This is a genomic window from Paracoccus sp. SCSIO 75233, from assembly GCF_027912675.1.
In the GTDB taxonomy this organism is placed as follows: Bacteria; Pseudomonadota; Alphaproteobacteria; order Rhodobacterales; family Rhodobacteraceae; genus Paracoccus.
The window spans coordinates 1,586,484-1,605,449 of sequence record NZ_CP115757.1 but is presented as its reverse complement, the minus strand read 5'-3'; the positions used below and the strand labels follow the sequence as shown (position 1 = coordinate 1,605,449).

17 protein-coding genes and 1 pseudogene are annotated in these 18,966 nt (G+C 64.1%); 7 read left to right on the top strand and 11 right to left on the bottom strand.

Features of this window, described 5'->3' with window-relative positions:
- Positions 1–60: 60 nt before the first annotated feature.
- The 3 genes and pseudogenes from hutU to hutI form a co-directional block, all read right to left on the bottom strand.
- Positions 61–1,749: a urocanate hydratase gene (hutU, locus tag PAF12_RS07725; protein ID WP_271109583.1), complete on the bottom strand. Its 1,689-nt coding sequence runs from the start codon at positions 1,747–1,749 to the stop codon at positions 61–63.
- On the bottom strand, positions 1,746–3,284 hold the full coding sequence (gene hutH, locus PAF12_RS07720; RefSeq protein ID WP_271109582.1) for a histidine ammonia-lyase: 1,539 nt from the start codon (positions 3,282–3,284) through the stop codon (positions 1,746–1,748). The genes hutU and hutH overlap by 4 nt, the downstream gene beginning before the upstream one ends.
- Positions 3,278–4,390 (bottom strand): annotated as a pseudogene (gene hutI / locus PAF12_RS07715) (imidazolonepropionase); the annotation flags it as partial. The gene hutH and the pseudogene hutI, both read right to left, overlap by 7 nt.
- A gap of 195 nt (positions 4,391–4,585) precedes the next feature.
- Between hutI and PAF12_RS07710 the strand changes: the two are divergent.
- On the top strand, positions 4,586–5,257 hold the full coding sequence (locus PAF12_RS07710) for a GntR family transcriptional regulator (protein WP_271109581.1): 672 nt from the start codon (positions 4,586–4,588) through the stop codon (positions 5,255–5,257).
- A gap of 192 nt (positions 5,258–5,449) precedes the next feature.
- Here PAF12_RS07710 and PAF12_RS07705 read toward each other — a convergent pair whose 3' ends face one another.
- On the bottom strand, positions 5,450–6,223 hold the full coding sequence (locus PAF12_RS07705) for an alpha/beta fold hydrolase (protein ID WP_271109580.1): 774 nt from the start codon (positions 6,221–6,223) through the stop codon (positions 5,450–5,452).
- Positions 6,224–6,293: 70 nt separating this feature from the next.
- Here PAF12_RS07705 and PAF12_RS07700 point away from each other — a divergent pair, with 70 nt between their 5' ends.
- Genes PAF12_RS07700 through PAF12_RS07690 form a run of 3 tightly spaced genes read left to right on the top strand, consistent with a single transcriptional unit; the run spans position 6,294 to position 8,380 of the window.
- Positions 6,294–6,677: a hypothetical protein gene (locus PAF12_RS07700; protein ID WP_271109579.1), complete on the top strand. Its 384-nt coding sequence runs from the start codon at positions 6,294–6,296 to the stop codon at positions 6,675–6,677.
- 57 nt (positions 6,678–6,734) lie between these two features.
- On the top strand, positions 6,735–8,048 hold the full coding sequence (miaB, locus tag PAF12_RS07695) for a tRNA (N6-isopentenyl adenosine(37)-C2)-methylthiotransferase MiaB (RefSeq protein ID WP_271109578.1): 1,314 nt from the start codon (positions 6,735–6,737) through the stop codon (positions 8,046–8,048).
- Complete coding sequence (locus PAF12_RS07690) at positions 8,048–8,380, top strand: multidrug efflux SMR transporter (RefSeq protein WP_271109577.1); 333 nt, start codon at positions 8,048–8,050, stop codon at positions 8,378–8,380. Before miaB ends, PAF12_RS07690 begins: the two co-directional genes overlap by 1 nt.
- Positions 8,381–8,411: 31 nt before the next feature.
- Here PAF12_RS07690 and PAF12_RS07685 read toward each other — a convergent pair whose 3' ends face one another.
- The 3 genes from PAF12_RS07685 to PAF12_RS07675 form a co-directional block, all read right to left on the bottom strand.
- A complete protein-coding gene (locus PAF12_RS07685; protein WP_271109576.1) occupies positions 8,412–8,993 on the bottom strand; it encodes a DUF4177 domain-containing protein in 582 nt (193 codons plus the stop codon).
- 124 nt (positions 8,994–9,117) lie between these two features.
- Positions 9,118–10,632 carry an Asp-tRNA(Asn)/Glu-tRNA(Gln) amidotransferase subunit GatB gene (gatB, locus tag PAF12_RS07680; RefSeq protein ID WP_271109575.1) on the bottom strand — a complete coding sequence of 505 codons (1,515 nt, stop codon included), beginning with the start codon at positions 10,630–10,632 and terminating at the stop codon, positions 9,118–9,120.
- A gap of 128 nt (positions 10,633–10,760) precedes the next feature.
- Positions 10,761–12,143: a dipeptidase gene (locus PAF12_RS07675; RefSeq protein WP_271109574.1), complete on the bottom strand. Its 1,383-nt coding sequence runs from the start codon at positions 12,141–12,143 to the stop codon at positions 10,761–10,763.
- Between the two features lie 155 nt (positions 12,144–12,298).
- Here PAF12_RS07675 and hemA point away from each other — a divergent pair, with 155 nt between their 5' ends.
- The gene (gene hemA / locus PAF12_RS07670; RefSeq protein ID WP_271109573.1) at positions 12,299–13,528 is read left to right on the top strand and encodes a 5-aminolevulinate synthase; all 1,230 of its coding nucleotides are present in this window, start codon (positions 12,299–12,301) and stop codon (positions 13,526–13,528) included.
- 113 nt (positions 13,529–13,641) lie between these two features.
- Positions 13,642–14,928 carry a helix-turn-helix domain-containing protein gene (locus PAF12_RS07665; RefSeq protein ID WP_271109572.1) on the top strand — a complete coding sequence of 429 codons (1,287 nt, stop codon included), beginning with the start codon at positions 13,642–13,644 and terminating at the stop codon, positions 14,926–14,928.
- A gap of 79 nt (positions 14,929–15,007) precedes the next feature.
- On the opposite strand, the gene hemN is transcribed toward PAF12_RS07665, so the two are convergent.
- Positions 15,008–16,366, bottom strand: a complete 1,359-nt coding sequence (gene hemN / locus PAF12_RS07660) for an oxygen-independent coproporphyrinogen III oxidase (protein ID WP_271109571.1) — start codon at positions 16,364–16,366, stop codon at positions 15,008–15,010.
- Between the two features lie 37 nt (positions 16,367–16,403).
- Here hemN and fnrL point away from each other — a divergent pair, with 37 nt between their 5' ends.
- Positions 16,404–17,168: a transcriptional regulator FnrL gene (gene fnrL, locus PAF12_RS07655; RefSeq protein ID WP_271109570.1), complete on the top strand. Its 765-nt coding sequence runs from the start codon at positions 16,404–16,406 to the stop codon at positions 17,166–17,168.
- Between the two features lie 3 nt (positions 17,169–17,171).
- Here the strand turns inward: fnrL and PAF12_RS07650 are convergent, their stop codons facing one another.
- From PAF12_RS07650 to PAF12_RS07640, 3 genes are read right to left on the bottom strand one after another with little or no spacing between them, the layout of a single operon-like run.
- Positions 17,172–17,861, bottom strand: a complete 690-nt coding sequence (locus tag PAF12_RS07650; RefSeq protein ID WP_271109569.1) for a M48 family metallopeptidase — start codon at positions 17,859–17,861, stop codon at positions 17,172–17,174.
- 39 nt (positions 17,862–17,900) lie between these two features.
- The gene (locus tag PAF12_RS07645; protein WP_271109568.1) at positions 17,901–18,524 is read right to left on the bottom strand and encodes a DedA family protein; all 624 of its coding nucleotides are present in this window, start codon (positions 18,522–18,524) and stop codon (positions 17,901–17,903) included.
- A complete protein-coding gene (locus tag PAF12_RS07640) occupies positions 18,521–18,952 on the bottom strand; it encodes a hypothetical protein (protein WP_271109567.1) in 432 nt (143 codons plus the stop codon). The genes PAF12_RS07645 and PAF12_RS07640 overlap by 4 nt, the downstream gene beginning before the upstream one ends.
- Between the last annotated feature and the right edge of the window lie 14 nt (positions 18,953–18,966).

Below are 18,966 nucleotides of genomic sequence, written 5' to 3'. Positions count from 1 at the left end.
ATTATCCTTCCCTGTTGATGGTCTGGTTGCGGGCAGTTTGGGCCTGCCCCTTCGGTCGCGTCAAGCCTCGCGGTTCAGGATGCCGGGCAGGTTCAGCCCGTATTCCTTTGCGCAGTCGATGGCGATGTCATAGCCCGCATCGGCATGGCGCATGACCCCGGTCGCGGGGTCGTTCCACAGCACATTGGCGATGCGCCGGTCGGCATCTTCGGTCCCGTCGCAGCAGATCACCATGCCGGAATGCTGCGAGAACCCCATGCCGACGCCGCCGCCGTGATGCAGGCTGACCCAGGTCGCGCCGGAGGCTGTGTTCAGAAGCGCATTCAACAGCGGCCAGTCGCTGACCGCGTCACTGCCATCCTTCATCGCCTCGGTTTCCCGGTTCGGGCTGGCAACGGAGCCGCTGTCGAGATGGTCGCGACCGATCACGATCGGCGCGGACAACTCGCCATTCCGCACCATCTCGTTGAAGGCGAGGCCTAGCTTGTGGCGCAGCCCCAGCCCGACCCAGCAGATGCGGGCGGGCAGACCCTGAAAACTGATCCGCTCCCGCGCCATGTCCAGCCAGTTATGCAGATGCGGATCGTCGATCAGCTCCTTCACCTTGGCGTCGGTCTTGTAAATATCCTCCGGGTCGCCCGACAGCGCGGCCCAGCGGAACGGCCCGATGCCGCGACAGAAGAGCGGACGGATATAGGCGGGCACGAAACCGGGGAAGGCAAAGGCGTTCTCCAGCCCCTCCTCCTGCGCGACCTGGCGGATATTATTGCCGTAATCCAGCGTCGGCACATCGGCATTCCAGAAATCGACCATGGCCGCGACATGGGTTTTCATGCTGGCCCGCGCGGCTTTCTCGACCGCTTTCGGATCGCTCTCCTGCTTCGCGCGCCACTCCGCGACGGTCCAGCCCTGCGGCAGATAACCATGCACCGGATCATGGGCGGAGGTCTGGTCGGTCACGATATCCGGGCGCGGCTCGCCCGCCTTCATGCGGCGGACCAGCTCGGGGTAAATATCCGCCGCATTGCCGATCAGCGCCACCGATTTCGCCTCGCCCGCCTTGGTCCAGCGGTCGATCATGGCAAGCGCCTCGTCCAGATCGTCGGTCTTTTCGTCGACATAGCGGGTCCGCAGCCGGAAATCGGCCCGCGTCTCGTCGCATTCGACCGCCAGACAGCAGGCCCCGGCCATCACGGCGGCCAGCGGCTGCGCGCCACCCATGCCGCCAAGCCCGGCGGTCAGGATCCATTTGCCGGTCAGATCGCCGCCATAATGCTGCCGCCCGGCCTCCACAAAGGTTTCATAGGTGCCCTGTACGATCCCCTGAGAGCCGATATATATCCACGACCCGGCGGTCATCTGGCCGTACATGGCCAGCCCTTTCTTGTCCAACTCGTTGAAATGGTCCCAGTTCGCCCAATGCGGGACGAGGTTGGAATTCGCGATGAGCACCCGTGGCGCGTCCTTATGGGTGCGGAACACGCCCACGGGTTTGCCGGACTGAACCAGCAGCGTCTCATCCGCCTCCAGATCGCGCAGCGAGGCGACGATCCGGTCGAAATCCTCCCATGTCCGCGCCGCGCGCCCGATGCCGCCGTAAACGACCAGTTCCGCCGGGTTCTCGGCCACATCCGGATGCAGGTTGTTCATCATCATGCGCAGCGGTGCCTCGGTCAGCCAGCTTTTCGCGCTGAGTTCGGTGCCGGTGGCAGGGCGCACCTCGCGGGTGTTCTTGCGGCGGTCGGTCATGCGGTTTCCTCCAGTAGCGGGAAGGCGATCCCTGTCGCCCCTGTCAATGCGCCCGAGGCGATCAGCGACGCCGCCGCCTCCAGATCGGGCGCGATATAGCGGTCCTCGGTCAGCGCCGGAATATCGGCGCGCAGCCGGTCAATGGCGCGGCTGACGGCGGGGCTGGGGGCCAGCGGCGCACGGTGACGCACGCCTTCCGCCCCGGCCAGTGCCTCCACGCCGAGAATGCGGAACAGATTATCCGCCATCCGCGACAGCCGCCGCGCGCCATGCGCGGCCATGCTGACATGATCCTCCTGATTGGCGGAGGTCGGCGTCGAATCGGTGCTGCACGGGTTCGCCAGATGCTTGTTCTCGCTCATCAGAGCCGCCGAGGTCACCTCGGCGATCATCAGCCCGGAATTCAGCCCCGGATCGGCGGCAAGGAAGGGCGGCAGGTCATAGGACAGCACCGGATCGACCAGGAGCGCAACCCGCCGCTGCGCAATCGCCCCGATCTCCGCCAAGGCCAGCGCAATCATGTCGGCGGCGAACGCTACCGGCTCGGCATGGAAATTCCCGCCCGAAACGATCCGGTCCTCGCCCACCAGCACCAGCGGATTATCCGTCGCCGCATTCGCCTCCCGCAGCAGCGTCGCCGCCGCCATCCGCAGCAGATCCATCGCCGCCCCGGTCACCTGCGGCTGACAGCGCATGCAATACGGGTCCTGCACCCGCGGATCGTCCTGCCGGTGGCTCTCCCGGATCTCGGACCCCTCCAGCAGATCGCGCATCACCGAAGCCGCCGCGATCTGGCCCGGATGACCGCGCAGATCATGGATCTCAGGCGCCAGCGGCGCGGTCGAGGCCATCGCGGCATCAATCGACATGCACGAGGTCAGCAGTGCCGCCCCCGCTGCCCGCCACGCCATGAACAGACCGGCAAGCGCGAAGGCGGTCGAAAACTGCGTCCCGTTGATCAGCGCCAGCCCCTCTTTCGGGCCAAGCTCGACCGGGGCCAGCCCGGCGGCAGCCAGCGCCTCCGCCCCGCCCATGCGCCGCCCGTCATAATCCGCCTCTGCCGCGCCGATCATCACCGCGGCCATATGCGCCAGCGGGGCCAGATCGCCCGACGCGCCAACCGAACCCTGCGCAGGCACGACCGGCACCACGCCGCGATCCAGCATCCCCTCGATCAGCGCGATGATCTCCGGTCGGACGCCCGACGCACCGCGCCCCAGCGAGATCAGCTTGAGCGCCATCATCAGCCGCACGACCTCCGTGGGCGTATCCGGCCCCACGCCAGCGGCATGGGACAGGATCAGATTGCGCTGCAATTTCGCCGTGTCCCCCGCCGGTATGCGGATGGAGGCGAGCTTGCCGAAACCCGTATTCACCCCATAAACCGGCGCGTCCCCCTGTGCCGCCGCCGCGACCCGCCGTGCCGCCTCGCGCACACCGTCAAGCGCCTGCGGATCAAGCCGCGCGGCCACGCCATCCGCCCAGATCGCCTCCAGATCGGCAAGCCGGACCGCGCCGGGTGTCAGTGTCAGCATGGGGTCCCCCTGTAATAGCGGCAATGCAGTGGCGCATCGCCCATCCGATAGGTCAGTTCCGCCGGGGTCTCGCAATCCCAGACCGCCAGATCGGCGCGCAGCCCCGCCGCGATCCGCCCGCGATCAGACAGGCCGAGCGCGCGCGACGCATTGACCGTCGCCCCCCGCAACGTCTCCTCCGGGGTCATGCGAAACAGCGTCGCGGCCATGTTCATCGCCAGCAACAGCGAGGTCATCGGCGCGGAACCGGGGTTGGAATCCGTCGCCACCGCCATCGCCACCCCGGCCTCGCGCAGCGCATCGACAGGCGGCAATTGCGTCTCCCGCAGCGTGTAGAACGCACCGGGCAGCAGAACCGCGACCGTGCCTGCCCCGGCCATCGCGGCGATCCCGTCGGGGCCGAGATATTCCAGATGATCCGCCGACAAGCCGCCGCGCCGCGCGACAAGCGCCGCCCCGCCGAGATCGGAAAGCTGTTCGGCATGAAGCTTCACCGGCAGACCCAGCTCCGCCGCCGCATCGAAGATCCGCGCCATCTGCGCCGTGTCGAACGCGATCCCCTCGCAAAACCCGTCAACCGCATCGACCAGCCCTTCCGCCGCCGCCGCGCGCAGCGCCGGAATGCAGATCTCGTCGATATATTGATCCGCATCCGCCCCCTTCGGCACCGCATGCGCCCCAAGGAAGCTGGTCACGACATCGACCGGACGCGCCTCGCCCACCTGACGGGCGACACGCAGCATCCGCAATTCGGTCTCACGATCCAGCCCGTATCCCGATTTGATCTCTATTGTCGCGACACCTTCGGCAATCAGCCGGTCGGCGCGGCGCAAGGCTGCCGCCAGCAGCGCGCTTTCCGATGCGGCCCGTGTCGCCGCCACGGTCGAGACGATACCGCCGCCCGCCTGCGCGACCTCGGCGTAGCTGGCACCGTTCAGCCGCATCTCGAACTCCGTCGCGCGCGAGCCGCCATAAACCAGATGGGTGTGGCAATCGATCAGGGCAGGGGTCACCAGCCTGCCGCCAAGATCGTCTGTATCGGCACCCGCATGGCTCTCCGGCAGATCGGCATCTTGTGCCAGAACGGCGGCGATCTGCTCTCCCTCCAGCAGCAGCCGCGCCGGTTGCGGGGTGTAACCATCCGCGCCCGCCACCATCGACGCCACGCTACAATTCTCCAGAATGCGACGAATCATGTGGTCCTCCTCTGAATATGTTTGTACATAATCGAATTATGTTCAATCATATTTATGCTGTGCTTTTCGCGCCGCCAGACGTATTGTCGAAGGTCAGGGGGCGGAATGACGCGATTTGAAGCCATACGGGACGAGATGCTGCGCCGGATCAATGACGGTGACTGGCCGGTCGGCCACGAACTGCCGACGGAGCCGCAGCTTGCGCAGGAATTCGGCGTCGCGCGCGGCACGATCCGGCGGGCGATGGATGCGCTGTCCGATCAGGGGCTGGTGGACCGGCGCAAACGGGCCGGGACGCGGGTCGCGCCACGTCTGGGCCACGCCTCCCGCATGACCATCCCCATTGTCCGCCACGGGATCGAGGCGCGCGGCGACCGCTACGGCTACAGCCTGCTGTCACGCCGCATCGGCAAGGCCAGCCTCGGTTTCGGCGGCCCAGCGGGGGTGCTGGAGCTGGACTGCCTGCATTACGCCAATGACCGCCCGTTTCAGCTTGAGCAACGCCGGATCAGCCTCGACGCGCTGCCCGAAACGGCGGATGCGGATTTTTCCGCGGAAAGCCCGAATGAATGGCTGGTCCGGCAGGTGCCCGCGACCGATGTCGAAACCACGCTGCGGGCCGATGGCGCGACCGAGGAGGAGGCGCGCTCGCTCGACCTCACCCCCGGCGCGCCGATCTTCGTTTTGGAGCGTCGGACCTTCCTGAACGGTGCTCCCCTGACACAGGTGCGCATGTCCCACCCGGCGGCGCTGTTCTCGATCACGACGCGGAACTGATCCTCGGATTCCGGCGGATAGCTCTGCCGCTCAGCCCGCCTGTCGCGCAAGCGGCAGGCACGCGTCCGCCCGCCCCACGGCGGGCGCGTTCCGCACCCACCCGGACAGACGCTTTGTGCGTAGCTCAGGCAGGGCTGTGTACAGTCGGTGTACAGTCTGTGTACGCCCGGTGTACGCGCTGTGCAGGCAGAATCACCCCAGAAAATCGGCCACCGTATCCGCGACCAGCTTCGGCTTCTCGGCGTGAAGCCAGTGCCCGCAACCGGCGATATATTGCAGCTCGGCCTGCGGGAAATAAGCCCGGATCGCATCCGCCGCCGCGCCCTCGGCGGCATAATGGGAAGCTCCACCGGCAAGGAACAGGGCCGGGCCGTCAAAGGCCGCTTTCTGCAACCCGTCGGGCCAGCCGACAAGCTTGTCCATCTCCGCCGCCAGCACGTCGAGATTGGGTTTCCACTGCGGCGGATCGGCCTTCAGATCGAGGTTCTGAAGCAGGAAGGCGCGCACGCCGGGATCGCTGATGACCGCCGCCATGCGCCGGTCGGCCTCTGATCTCCGGTCGATGCCGTCAAGGTCGAGATCGCGCATTGCGTCCAGCGATTCCTGCTGATCGTGGCCATAGGCGAAGGGCGCAATATCCATCGCGACCAGCTTGCGGACCAGTTCCGGCCGGGTCAGGGAAAGCGTCATCGCGGCCTTGCCCCCCATGGAGTGACCGACCACGTCGGCAACCCCGCCATTGGCCGTGATCACCTCGGCCAGATCATCGGCAAGGGCGGGGTAGCTGTGATCGGGATCATGTGGAGAATCGCCGTGATTGCGCATGTCGACCGCAATAACCTTACGCTCGCCCGACATCCGCCGCGCCAGCCCGCCCAGATTGCGGGCAGAGCCGAACAGCCCATGCGCCAGCAGCACCGGCACACCGCCGTTTTCATCACCGGAAACAATCGAATTCAACTTCATGCCGCCACCCTATCCCCTCTGGCAGAGCTCCGCCAGCCGGTCTATACCCGCCCCGGAAGGAGCATCACCCATGACACCACTCAACGTCAGAAGCTGGGCCGAAGAAGTGGCGGTTCTGATGGCTACGCGGCTGGGTGGAACGCGGCGGGGTGAGGTGATCGATCTGGACAAGATGATCCGGCGTCGCGGTCGAGCTTTGCCGCGCAAGCTGCTGAAAAAAGCTGAAATACTGCGCGAAGCGGAGCGGGTTACGAATATTCCGAAGATTGCCCGCCAGACCGATTTCAGCGATGCCGCGCAGGCGCATGCCGATCTGGTGGCCTATCTCAAACCCTTTGGCCGGGTCAGCCGGATGCGCGACGGGATCACCAATTTCCTGGCCACGGTTCTCTTCGGATTGCTGATCCTGGGCGCCCTGATCCTGTGGTTCATGCTGAGCCAGGGAAAGCTCTGACGCGGCTTTGCTTTGGCGCGGCTTTCGGCTAGAACGCGCGCGCAAAGGAACGCGATCATGGCCGAACCCAAGAAGCTATTCATCAAGACCTATGGCTGTCAGATGAATGTCTATGACAGCTCGCGCATGGCGGAGGCCATGGGCGCGGATGGCTATGTGCTGACCGAGGATCAGGGCGAGGCCGATATGGTCCTGCTCAACACCTGCCATATCCGGGAAAAAGCGGCGGAGAAGCTGTATTCCGATCTGGGCCGGTTGAAGCCGTTCAAGGCGGAGAAACCCGATCTCAAGATCGCCGTGGCGGGCTGCGTGGCGCAGGCCGAGGGGGAGGAGATCGTGAACCGGATGCCTCTGGTCGATCTGGTCGTCGGCCCGCAAAGCTATCACAAGCTGCCTGCAATGGCGCGTGGCGAGGGGCCGCGCGTGCTGACCGAGTTCCCCGAAGAAGACAAATTCGACCATCTGCCGAAATCCCGCGCCACCCGCCGTGCGCCGACGGCATTCCTGACCGTGCAGGAGGGTTGCGACAAGTTCTGCGCCTTCTGCGTGGTGCCTTACACACGCGGCGCGGAGGTCTCTCGCCCGGTTGAGCGGATCATGGCGGAGGCGCGCGATCTGGTAGAACGCGGGGTGCGCGAAATCACGCTCTTGGGCCAGAACGTCAATGGCTGGCACGGGGCCGGTGCCGATGGCAGGGAATGGCATTTCGGCAGGCTGATCCGCGCGATTGCGGAGATCGACGGGCTCGACCGCATCCGCTACACCACCAGCCACCCCAACGATATGACCGACGACCTGATCGAGGCGCATGGCAATGAGCCGAAGCTGATGCCCTATCTGCATCTGCCGGTTCAGTCGGGCAGCGACCGGGTGCTGAAGGCGATGAACCGCAAGCATACGGCGGCGGAATATCTGCGCCTGATCGACCGCATCCGCGCGGCGCGGCCCGATATCATGCTGACCTCCGATTTCATCGCCGGTTTCCCGGGAGAGACGGATGAAGATCATCGCGATACGCTGAAACTGATCGAGGATGTGGGCTACGGCACGGCGTTCAGCTTCAAATATTCGCCACGTCCGGGAACGCCTGCGGCGGGTCGGGAAGAGGTGGCGTCCGATGTCGCTGATGCCCGGTTGCAGGAATTGCAGGCGCTTCTGAGCCGTCAGCAGAAGGCGGCGCAGCATTCCATGATCGGCCGCCGTCTGGGTGTGCTGTTCGAGAAGAAGGGCCGGGAGCCGGGGCAGATGGTCGGCAAATCGGATTACCTCCACTCCGTCTTCGTGGACGCGCCCCATGTCGAGCCCGGCGCGTTGCTGGAGGTGGAGATCACCCATTCCGCGCCGAACTCTCTGGCAGGGCGGCTGGTCTGATGCCGGTCTGGGCATGGCTGATGGGGGCCGTTGCGCTTGAGGTGGTCGGCACCACGGCGCTGCAACAATCCGCCCAGTTCACCCGCGTTATCCCGACGGTGCTGATGGCGGTCTGCTACGGGCTGTCTTTCTATGCGCTGTCGGTCGTCGTGCAGTCCATGCCGATGGGCATGGTCTATGCGATCTGGTCAGGCACCGGGATTGCGCTGATTTCCCTTATCGGGGCGGTATTCCTGAACCAGCAGATCGACACGGCGGGCGTCATCGGCATCGCGCTGATCGCCGCCGGGGTGATTGTCATCAACCTGTTTTCTGGTTCCGGCCCGCATTGAGAGACAGGATCGGGGGCCGGAACCGGCAGGATCAGCTTGCCGGACCGACACGGTTTTTCTGCGTTGCGTCCTGAGCTTGCGGCTCGGTGGCGGGGCGCATCGTTCCTGAAAAGATCGGGGAGGAGGCCGCGTCCGCGTCCGTCTTGACCGCCGGTTTTTCCGCAGCAGCCTTGTCGGCACCGGGTTTATCGGTTGCCGGCTTTTCGCTGGGTTTCGCCTCGGTCGCGGCAGATGCGGGTGGCAGCCGCGTTTCGGGATCGGCAGCGGGCGGCGTCACGGGTCCGGGCGGCGTCACCGGGGTCGTCGCAGGGTTTGCCGCTTGCGCCGCAACGGCTGCAGGCTTTTTGTCAGCCGCCGGGACCATCCCCGGACGGGCCGCGGCAAGCGGGCGGCGGAAGATCAGGACATTGTGAAACACCGTGGTGCGCCCGGTCAGCCCGCTGCGTTCTTCCGAGGGAAGCGTCTCCGCGCGCAGATATTCCCAGCCATCGGCGGCCATCTGGTTGATGGCGTCGGTCAGGGTGACGGCATAGCGGTCGGTCGGGGTCTTGGCACCCTTGACCTTGTCGCTGCGCATCGGGGCCGGGATGGCACTGTATTCGAATTCCTGCATGAGCTGTCCCTCGTAGAGTTACCCGCTTTTAGGACAAGCCATGCCGGAAGCGCCACCCCCCAATCCGGTTTGCGGGATCAACAAGTTGCGCGGTCTGAAACCGATATTCACGCAGGGGCGCGCGTCAGCCGCCCAGCTTCTTCGCCACAAGTTCGTTAACTGCCGCCGGATTGGCCTTGCCGCCGGTGGCTTTCAGCACCTGACCGACGAACCATCCCGCCAGTTTCGGGTTCTGCTTAGCCTTCTCGACCTGCGCCGGATTGGCGGCGATGATTTCATCCACTGCCGCCTCGATCGCGCCCAGATCGGTGACCTGTTTCATGCCGCGCGCCTCGACGATGTCCGCCGGGTCGCCGCCGTCGGTCCAGACGATCTCGAACAGATCCTTGGCGATCTTGCCGGAGATGTCGCCCTTGGCGATCAGGTCGATAATCCCGCCGAGCTGGTCTGCGGAGATCGGCGAGGTCTCTATGGTCAGGTCTTCCTTGTTCAACCGCCCGAAAAGCTCGTTGATGACCCAGTTCGCCGCCATCTTGCCGTCGCGGCCCCCGGCCACTTTCTCGAAATAATCGGCATTCTCGACCTCGGCGGTCAGCACGCCCGCGTCATATTCCGACAGGCCCAGATTCTTGACGAAGCGGGCCTTCTTGGCGTCGGGCAGTTCGGGCATGGATGCGCCGATATCGTCCACCCAGCCCTGCTCGATCTCCAGCGGAAGCAGGTCGGGGCAGGGGAAGTAGCGATAATCATGGGCTTCTTCCTTCGACCGCATGGAGCGCGTCTCGCCCTTGTCCGGGTCGTAGAGCCGGGTTTCCTGAACGATGCTGCCGCCATCTTCGATAATGGCGATCTGTCGGCGGGCCTCATATTCAATGGCCTGCTGGATAAAACGCAGCGAGTTCATGTTCTTGATCTCGCAGCGCGTGCCGAGATGGCTGAAATCCTGCATTTCCTGGTATTTCTCGTAATCGCCCGGCTTGCAGACGGAGACGTTCACATCGGCGCGCAGATTGCCGTTCTGCATATTGCCGTCGCAGGTGCCGAGATAGCGCAGGATCTGGCGCAGCTTGCTGACATAGGCCGCTGCTTCCTCCGGTCCGCGAATATCGGGGCGGGAGACGATCTCCATCAGGGCGACGCCGGTGCGGTTGAAATCGACGAAGGACATGTTCGGGTCCATGTCGTGGATCGATTTGCCCGCGTCCTGTTCCAGATGGATGCGCTCGATACGGACCTTGCGGCCCACGCCCGGACCCATATCAATGATGATTTCACCCTCTCCGACGATGGGGTGGTAAAGCTGGCTGATCTGGTAGCCCTGCGGCAGATCGGGGTAGAAATAATTCTTGCGGTCAAAGGCGGAGCGCAGGTTGATGTCCGCCTTCAGGCCCAGCCCCGTTTTCACCGCCTGCGCGACGCAGAATTCGTTGATGACCGGCAGCATTCCCGGCATGGCGGCATCGACGAAAGCGACATTGCTGTTCGGCTCCGCCCCGAAACTGGTCGAGGCGCCGGAGAACAGCTTCGCATTGGACGCGACCTGTGCGTGAACCTCCAGCCCGATCACCAGCTCCCAGTCCGAGGTGGCCCCGGCGATGCGCTTGGGGTCGGGGGCGGTAAATTCGAGGTGGTCGAGCATGTCTCTATCCTGTCTGATCGCGCCCCGGTTTCTATGCCGGGTGCGGTTTATGGGCAAGTCCCCGCCGCAGCCCGTGCGGCGGAGATATGCGCGATTATGGGCCGGATTGTCGTCGTCCGGGACCGCGCTCAGCGCAGCCGGTGCAGAATCCGCGCCCAGCTTCGCGCGCCCTTGGCGAAGCTTTCGACATTGTATTTCTCGTTCGGGGAATGAATGCGGTCGTCGTCACGGCCAAAGCCGATCAGCATCGCGTCCATGCCGAGAATGCGCTTGAAGTCCCCCGCAATCGGGATCGAGCCGCCCATGCCGATAAAGACGGCATCCCGCCCCCATTCCTCGCTGAGTGCCTGTTTCGCGGTTTCGAATGCCGGGTCGGAGGTGTCCATGACCGAGGCGGGACTTTCGCCGTGTTCATGAAACTCCACCGTGCAATCCGCAGGCAGATGGGCGCGGATATGTGCGCGGAATGCGGCGCGGATCTTGGCCGGGTTCTGGTTGCCACTCAGCCGGAAGCTGACCTTTGCCCGCGCCTCGGCTGGCAGGACGGTCTTGAAGCCGTCGCCGGTATAGCCGCCGGTGATCCCGTTGATTTCAGCCGTGGGCTGGTTCCAGACCATTTCCAGCGGCATCCGGCCTTTCTCGCCTATCGGATGTTTCAGGCCGACGCGGGACAGGAATTCCTCGGCATCGAAGTTCAGCGCCTGCCAGTCCCGGCGCAGATCGTCCGACAGTTCTTCGACCCCGTCATAGAAGCCGGGCAGGGTGACCCGTCCGTTCTCATCCTTGAGTGCTGTGAGCGCGTTGCACAGGATCTGGATCGGGTTCGCGGCCAGCCCGCCGAACATGCCGGAATGTAGGTCGCGATCCGCGCCGCGAATGATGACTTCCTCGCCAACCAGCCCGCGAAGCTGGGTTGCGATGGCGGGGCGTCCGTCGGATGACAGCCCGGTGTCGCAGATCAGGGCCAGCGATTGCGACAACTCGTCGCGGTTCGCCTCCAGAAACGGGACCAGAGAGGGGGAGCCGGACTCTTCCTCGCCCTCGAACAGAAGCGTCAGGCCGGGGGGGAGTTGACCGTAAACCGCCTTCCACGCACGGCAGGCTTCCACGAAGGTCATCAACTGCCCCTTGTCGTCGGATGAGCCCCGCGCGCGGATCACCTGACCTTCCGGCGTGTCCTCGATGACCGGCTCGAATGGCGGGGTGGTCCACAGCTCCAGTGGGTCGGCCGGCTGGACATCGTAGTGACCATAGAAAAGCAGTGATCTGTCAGGGCTTTCCGGGGTCTTTGCGACCACCATCGGATGCCCCGAGGTTTCGCGGATTTCGGTTTCGAAACCCAGCCCCGAAAGCTCATCACGCAGCCAGACGGCGGCGGCGCGGACATCGCCGTTATGGGCCGGATCGGTCGAGATTGACGGGATGGTCAGAAAGCCCTTCAACCGCGACAATGCTTCGGGAAGGCCGCCGTCGAGATAATCGAGAACTTCGTCTAGCTTCGTTGTGGTCATGGTGATCCTGACTGTTTTTATAGGGTTTAAGGCGAAGATTTGTCAGGAAAATTCTGTAAAAATGCCCTGTCAATCTCGCGGTTTGACCCTTATCAATGTGGCGTTCTAGGGATTTGACATGATCGCCCCCAGCAAGCAAGGCAAGGGACCCCGCGATGGATTATGAAGCCGCTCTCGACCAGGCCATCAGCAAGCTGCATGACGAAGGCCGTTACCGCACGTTCATTGATATTGAACGTCGCAAGGGCGATTTTCCGAATGCGGTCTGGACCCGGCCCGATGGCACCCAGCAGAATATAACTGTCTGGTGTGGCAACGACTATCTGGGCATGGGCCAGCACCCGGTTGTGCTGAGCGCCATGCATGAGGCGCTTGAGGCTGCGGGTGCTGGCTCTGGCGGGACGCGCAATATCTCCGGCACAACGGTTTATCACAAACGGCTGGAGGCCGAACTTGCCGATCTGCATGGCAAGGAAGCGGCACTTGTCTTCACCTCCGCCTACATTGCCAACGATGCGACGCTGTCGACGCTGCCGAAGCTGTTTCCCGGGCTGATCATCTATTCGGACGAACTCAACCACGCCTCGATGATCGAGGGGATCAAGCGCAATGGCGGTGCCAAGCGCATCTTCCGGCATAATGACGTGGCCCATCTGCGGGAGCTGATCGAGGCGGACGATTCTGCCGCGCCGAAGCTGATCGCCTTCGAATCGATCTACTCGATGGACGGTGATTTCGGCCCGATTGAAGCAATCTGCGATGTTGCCGACGAATTCGGCGCGCTGACCTATCTCGACGAGGTGCACGCGGTCGGCATGTACGGCCCCCGTGGCGGCGGCGTGGCCGAGCGGGACGGGCTGACCGACCGTATCGACATCTTCAACGGCACGCTGGGCAAGGCCTTTGGTGTCGCGGGCGGCTATATCGCGGCGACGGCAAAGATGGTCGACGCCATCCGCTCCTACGCGCCGGGCTTTATCTTCACCACCTCGCTGCCGCCGGCTGTTGCGGCGGGTGCTGCGGCCTCGATTGCGTTTCTGAAGACCGCCGAGGGGCAGGAACTGCGCGACAAGCAGCAGCTTCACGCGAAGATGCTGAAAATGCGCCTCAAGGGCCTTGGAATGCCGATCATCGACCACGGCAGCCATATCGTGCCGGTGCATGTCGGCCATCCGGTCCACTGCAAGTCGATCTCGGATATGCTGTTGAGAGATTTCGGGGTTTATGTACAGCCGATCAATTTCCCGACCGTGCCACGCGGTACGGAAAGGCTGCGTTTCACGCCGTCGCCGGTCCATTCACCCGACCAAATTGACTCAGTTGTCCGGGGAATGGACGCACTTTGGTCACAATGTGAACTGAATCGGTCATCTGCGGTGGCATAAATCCGCCATTGGGGTGATCGCCTCTCGCCACTGTGATACGGTTATCTTAACAAAGTAGGGCGAAGCCGCGATTCGCGCGGCACGTCATGAGCAGTTTGTATAGGACAGGCGTGATGATAGGGCTGCCGGTGCAGGACAAGCCAGAGCACGAAATTGGTGTATCAGAACAGGGCCATAACATCGAACCCGACACCAAGCTTGGCGATGTTATGCGCGGCGAACGTGCGACGCTGGGGAAATCCCTTCTGGACGTGCAGCGGGAATTGCGGATCCGGGCAAGCTATGTCGCCGCGATCGAAAATTGCGACGTTTCCGCCTTCGATGCGCAGAGCTTTATTTCCGGCTATGTCAGGTCTTACGCGCGTTACCTGAAAATGGACCCCGAATGGGTGTTCGAACGGTTCTGCGCCGAATCCGGTTTCCAGCCCACCCACGGCATGGCACCAGCGGCATCGGGCCGGAAGCCGCAGCGACGCCCCGGCGATCCGGTGGAGGCGCTGGCCAATCCGCGTGCCCTGTTCATTCCGCAGCCCGAACCCTTCTGGTCGTCGGTCGAACCGCGCGCCATCGGTTCTGTTCTGGTGCTGGTCGCGCTTGTCGGCGGGCTTGGTTATGGTGGCTGGTCTGTGCTGCAGGAGTTGCAGAAGGTCAGTCTGACCCCCGGCGATGAGCCGCCCGGTGTGACAGCGACCCTGGACCCGGCGGAGGCGGCGACGCAGCCCGTGGTTGAGGATATGGGCGATCTGACCGTCAACCTGCCGCAGCCGGACGGGATCGACCGGCTGTATCGTCCGCAGGTTCTGGAAGTGCCGGTGCTCGCCTCGCGCGACGGGCCGATTGCCTCCATCGACCCCGAATTGCCCTCGCTGGAAGAGGTGGCCCGTCAGGTCGAAGCCGCGAATGCCGGGCCGGCCGAGCCTGCCGCTTCGGGTGCGGAGCCGCGCCGGGTTGCGGCCGCCACCGATTACGGCCCGCAATTGCCGCCGGAGGAAGCAGCGGTCCGTACCGTCGCACCCGATGCGCCGGAGCTTGAAATTCTGGCCGTGCGCCCGGCATGGGTTCGTGTGACCTCTGCCGACGGAACGGTGCTTCTGGAAAAGACGATGGATGCGGGGGAACGCTTCGCCCTGCCCAAGCTGGAATCGCCGCCGGTGCTGCGTGCGGGCAATTCCGGCGCGGTTTACTTCTCCGTCAACGGGCGCACTTACGGGCCGTCCGCCCCGGGCGCGCAGGTGGTCAGCAATCTGGAGCTTTCGCCCGCCAATCTGACCGCGCGTTATGCCTTCGCCGATCTGTCGCAGGACGAGGATCTGCGTAACCTGATCGCCGTCGCCTCTGCCGATCCGTCGCTGATACCGGGCAGCGCTGCGGAAGGTCAGCCGGTTTCCGTGCAGGAATGACGCCGCGCTGACAAGCCGGTCTGCCCATAAGCTGAAATCATGAGCCGCCACCGTTTGATCCGGTCGCGGCTTTCTTGTTTCAGATGGCGGAGGAATGTCCCGTCGATGCCATCTCGTAGGCGTCCAGCATACGGGCGATCATCCGGGTCAGCGGGCGGGCGACGAGCGGGATGGAAAGGCTGCCATCCTCCTCAATCTCGACCATTTGCCCGAAATGCGACTGGATCGGCGCGAAAAGTGCCGACAATTCCGCCGATGTGAACCGGAAACGCTGCTGCATTTCCCGGGCGTCGATGCGGAAATCGCACATCAGCGCCTCGATCATCCGGGACCGCCAGATATCTTCGTCGCTGAACCGATGTCCCCGGGTGATCGACAACCGACCCTCGCGGATCGCCTTGCTATGCGCGCCGGTTGCGGGGGCGTTCTGCGCGAAACCCTGCGGATAGCGCGAGATCGAGGACGCGCCGAGCCCGATCAGGATATCCGCCTGATCGTCGGTGTAGCCCTGAAAATTGCGCCGCAACCGGCCCGTTCGCTGTGCCGTGGCCAGCCCGTCATCGGGGCGGGCGAAATGGTCGATTCCGATTTCGGCATAGCCATCTGCGACGAATAATTCGCGGGCCGTGTTGAACAGCGCCAGCCGCGCCTCCGGTCGGGGCAGGGCCTCCTCCGGGATCATCACCTGACGCTTTGCCATCCACGGCACATGGGCATAGCCATAAAGCGCCACCCGGTCGGGCGACAGCGACAGCAGTTTCTGCACCGATTCCGCCATGCGGATGCTGTCCTGATAGGGCAGGCCATAGAGGATATCGGCATTCACGCTTTCGATGCCGCGATCGCGGATCATCTGAACCGTTCTGGCGGTCATCTCGTAGCTTTGTTCGCGCCCGATGGTTTTCTGGATCTGCGGGTCGAAATCCTGCACGCCGATGCTGGCGCGCGTCAGCCCGGCCTCGGCCAGTGCATCCATTCGTGCATCGTCGATTTCGTTCGGGTCGATCTCGACCGAGAATTCCGCGCCTTCTGCCAGCGGAAACCCGTCGAGTACGGCACTCGCGATTCGGCGAATCATGTCCGGTGGCATAAGCGTGGGCGTGCCGCCGCCCCAATGCAATCTTGACAACATCACGCCGGGGGCGAGACGCGATTTTAGCATCTCCAGCTCTGCCAGCAGGATTTCTGCATAAGCTCTGACTGGGGCGTCCGTCTGCGTGCCCTGCGTTCTGCAGGCGCAGAACCAGCACAGCCGGCGGCAGAAAGGAACGTGCATATACAGGGAAATCCGGGCATTTGCCGGAATTGTCGCCTGCCATTCTTCCACGTCCAGCGGTCCAACCCCGCCCCGGAACTGCGTCGCGGGCGGGTAAGAGGTATAGCGCGGGACACGTGCGTCAAACAGTCCCAGGCGCGAGAGTTGTGAGTCCTGCGTCATAAAGGTAGTTTTAGGCGGCGAACAGGAAACTTCATTGATGCAAATCAAGGCCAAGCCTGACCTGCCTCAGGCCCAGCACGGTACACAGAGATGTGAGGAATGCCCGATCCGCTATCGCGCCGTTTGTGCGCAATGCGAAGCGGACGATCTCGCACGTCTTGAGGAAACGAAATATTACAGCACCTACAGCGCCGGTCAGGTGATTGTCTGGGCCGGAGACCGTATGGATTTCGTGGCCTCCATGATCAGCGGCGTCGCCAGCCTGACCCAGACGATGGAAGATGGCCGGACGCAGATGGTCGGGCTGCTGCTGCCCAGCGATTTTCTGGGGCGGCCGGGGCGGGAGAATGCGCTTTATACCGTCACGGCGGTCAGCGATGTGAAGCTGTGCTGTTTCCGCCGCAAACCGTTCGAGGCGATGATGTCCGCCAACCCCCGCATCCCGGCGCGGCTGCTGGAGATGACGCTGGACGAGCTTGACGCTGCCCGCGAATGGCTTCTGCTGCTGGGCCGGAAATCGGCCCGCGAAAAGATCGCATCCTTCCTTGCCGTCATCGCGCGGCGCGAGGCGGCGTTGGTGCGCGAGCGTCCGACCGGAACCCGCCGCATGGTGCTGCCGCTGACGCGGGAGGCGATGGCCGACTATCTGGGCCTGACGCTGGAAACCGTCAGCCGGCAGATGTCGGCGCTAAAGCGTGACGGTCTTATCGAGCTTGAGGGCAAGCGGGGCGTGATCCTGCCCGATTATCAGGCGCTCGTCGACGAAAGCGGTGACGATGCCGACGGGGTCATGGTCAGCTAGGGCTTAATCAGCAAGCTTTTCCCATTTCCGGCGGTTTTCCTCGATCGCGGCAATCCGGCGGTCGGGATGCGGGTGCGACATCAGCCATGCAGGCGTGCCGCCACGCGGGCCGCTGAATCTCTCCAGCTTGCGGAACAGGCTGATCTGGGGTGCCGCGCCGATACCGGCTTTCACCAGCAGTGCTGTAGCGAAGCGGTCGGCCTCATATTCGTCCTTCTGCGACAGCCGCGCCGCAATCGCCATGCTGGCGAGATTGACCAGCCACGGCCCGATAAACGGAACGAACCGCCCGACCACGCCGATCAGCACCGTGCGCAACACGTTCTGACCGGCGAAATCGATCATCCGGCGGCGGGCGTGGCCATGCGCGACATGGCCCAGCTCATGCGCCACGACGGAGGAGATTTCTTCGGGCGTCACCTCTCCCAACTCCATCTTGTCGATGAAGCCGCGCGTGACGAAGACCCGCCCATCCGGTGCGGCAAGCCCGTTGATGGTCGGGATTTCATAGATCTGCGCCCTGATCCGCGGCAGATCCATCGCCGCGCCCAGCCGGTCGAGTAGCGGGTTCAGTTGCGAATGGCTTAGCGGCGTCGAACGCTCGTTCAACTCCCGTTTCAGCCGCCATGCGGAGAAGAACCACAGCGAGGCGGTATAGGCGACGATCAGCAGGAGTGGCAGGAATTTCAGCATGGTTCAGATGTGGGTTCTGCCGGGGTTGCGGTCAAGCGCTCAGTCCTGCGGGGCTTTTTGCGTCACCCGGTCGCGTCCCTCGCGCCGCTCACGCAGCCGCCGGAACAGCGCCGCGCCGAGCAGCAACGCCACGACAAGCGCCGCGATCAGTCCAAGCGCCGACCCGGCCAGATCCGTCGCGGCCGAGATATTGCTGCCAAACGCCACCCCCAGTCCCAGGTAAATGCAAATCCAGATGACGGCACCCGTCGAACTGGCCAGCGTAAACGCCAGATGCGAATACCCGGCAGCGCCTGCCGCCACCGTGACCCACGGGCCCAAGGGGGAGAACAGCCAGCGTGACAGGAACACGGCAAGGCTGCCGCGCTGGTGCAGAAACCGCCTTGAGCGGTCCACCAGCCTCGCGCTGCGCCCCTGCCTGCGCGCGAGCCAGCCCTCAGCCCCGCGACCGGCGAAGAAGGCGATCTGATCGCCGATGAAGAACCCGCCGAATGCTGCGACTGCGACCGGTGTAAGCCCGAGATCGCCCGAGGCGACAAACGCCCCCGCAGCGATCAGCAGCAGCGAGGCCGGGGCGGGCAGCAGCAGGCAGGCCGCAAGCGTGGTCAGCGCGATAAGCCACGGGCCCCAATCTGGCAGAAGGGCGAGGATCGTGTCGGTCATTGCTGGCCGGTCGCTCCCCTGTCGCGCCCGTCACGCAGCGTCTCCTGCGCGAGCCGCTGGTTCAGCCTGTCAATCAGCTCCGCCACCGGAATGCCGGTCTCCTCGGCAATATCTGACAGCCGGTTGCCGCGAATATCCTCGGGTTCGAGGTCAAGCGTGCGGCCAAGCTCTTGCGGGGGCATTTTCCACGACCGCGCCAGATAGCCGACCGTCATCCACGGGGCAGGCTCCTGATGCAGATGGTCAGGATCGGCCCAGTAAAGCGCCCGGTCGACCAGCCGGAAGCCGAAAAACCCCGACAGCGCCACGGCCAGCAGAAACGCCGCGCCGAGCGGCCAGTCACGTTTGCTGAGCCGCCGCGACAGCCACAGCCCGGTCACAGCGGTCAGCAGAACGGCGAAGATCAGATTTGCCGTCGGACCGAACATCGGCGTTTCCCTTG

Coding starts and splice junctions, on each gene's coding strand:
- hutU (WP_271109583.1), bottom strand. CDS start 1,749: ATGACCGACCGCCGCAAGAACACCCGCGAGGTGCGCCCTGCCACCGGC.
- hutH (WP_271109582.1), bottom strand. CDS start 3,284: ATGCTGACACTGACACCCGGCGCGGTCCGGCTTGCCGATCTGGAGGCG.
- PAF12_RS07710 (WP_271109581.1), top strand. CDS start 4,586: ATGACGCGATTTGAAGCCATACGGGACGAGATGCTGCGCCGGATCAAT.
- PAF12_RS07705 (WP_271109580.1), bottom strand. CDS start 6,223: ATGAAGTTGAATTCGATTGTTTCCGGTGATGAAAACGGCGGTGTGCCG.
- PAF12_RS07700 (WP_271109579.1), top strand. CDS start 6,294: ATGACACCACTCAACGTCAGAAGCTGGGCCGAAGAAGTGGCGGTTCTG.
- miaB (WP_271109578.1), top strand. CDS start 6,735: ATGGCCGAACCCAAGAAGCTATTCATCAAGACCTATGGCTGTCAGATG.
- PAF12_RS07690 (WP_271109577.1), top strand. CDS start 8,048: ATGCCGGTCTGGGCATGGCTGATGGGGGCCGTTGCGCTTGAGGTGGTC.
- PAF12_RS07685 (WP_271109576.1), bottom strand. CDS start 8,993: ATGCAGGAATTCGAATACAGTGCCATCCCGGCCCCGATGCGCAGCGAC.
- gatB (WP_271109575.1), bottom strand. CDS start 10,632: ATGCTCGACCACCTCGAATTTACCGCCCCCGACCCCAAGCGCATCGCC.
- PAF12_RS07675 (WP_271109574.1), bottom strand. CDS start 12,143: ATGACCACAACGAAGCTAGACGAAGTTCTCGATTATCTCGACGGCGGC.
- hemA (WP_271109573.1), top strand. CDS start 12,299: ATGGATTATGAAGCCGCTCTCGACCAGGCCATCAGCAAGCTGCATGAC.
- PAF12_RS07665 (WP_271109572.1), top strand. CDS start 13,642: ATGATAGGGCTGCCGGTGCAGGACAAGCCAGAGCACGAAATTGGTGTA.
- hemN (WP_271109571.1), bottom strand. CDS start 16,366: ATGACGCAGGACTCACAACTCTCGCGCCTGGGACTGTTTGACGCACGT.
- fnrL (WP_271109570.1), top strand. CDS start 16,404: ATGCAAATCAAGGCCAAGCCTGACCTGCCTCAGGCCCAGCACGGTACA.
- PAF12_RS07650 (WP_271109569.1), bottom strand. CDS start 17,861: ATGCTGAAATTCCTGCCACTCCTGCTGATCGTCGCCTATACCGCCTCG.
- PAF12_RS07645 (WP_271109568.1), bottom strand. CDS start 18,524: ATGACCGACACGATCCTCGCCCTTCTGCCAGATTGGGGCCCGTGGCTT.
- PAF12_RS07640 (WP_271109567.1), bottom strand. CDS start 18,952: ATGTTCGGTCCGACGGCAAATCTGATCTTCGCCGTTCTGCTGACCGCT.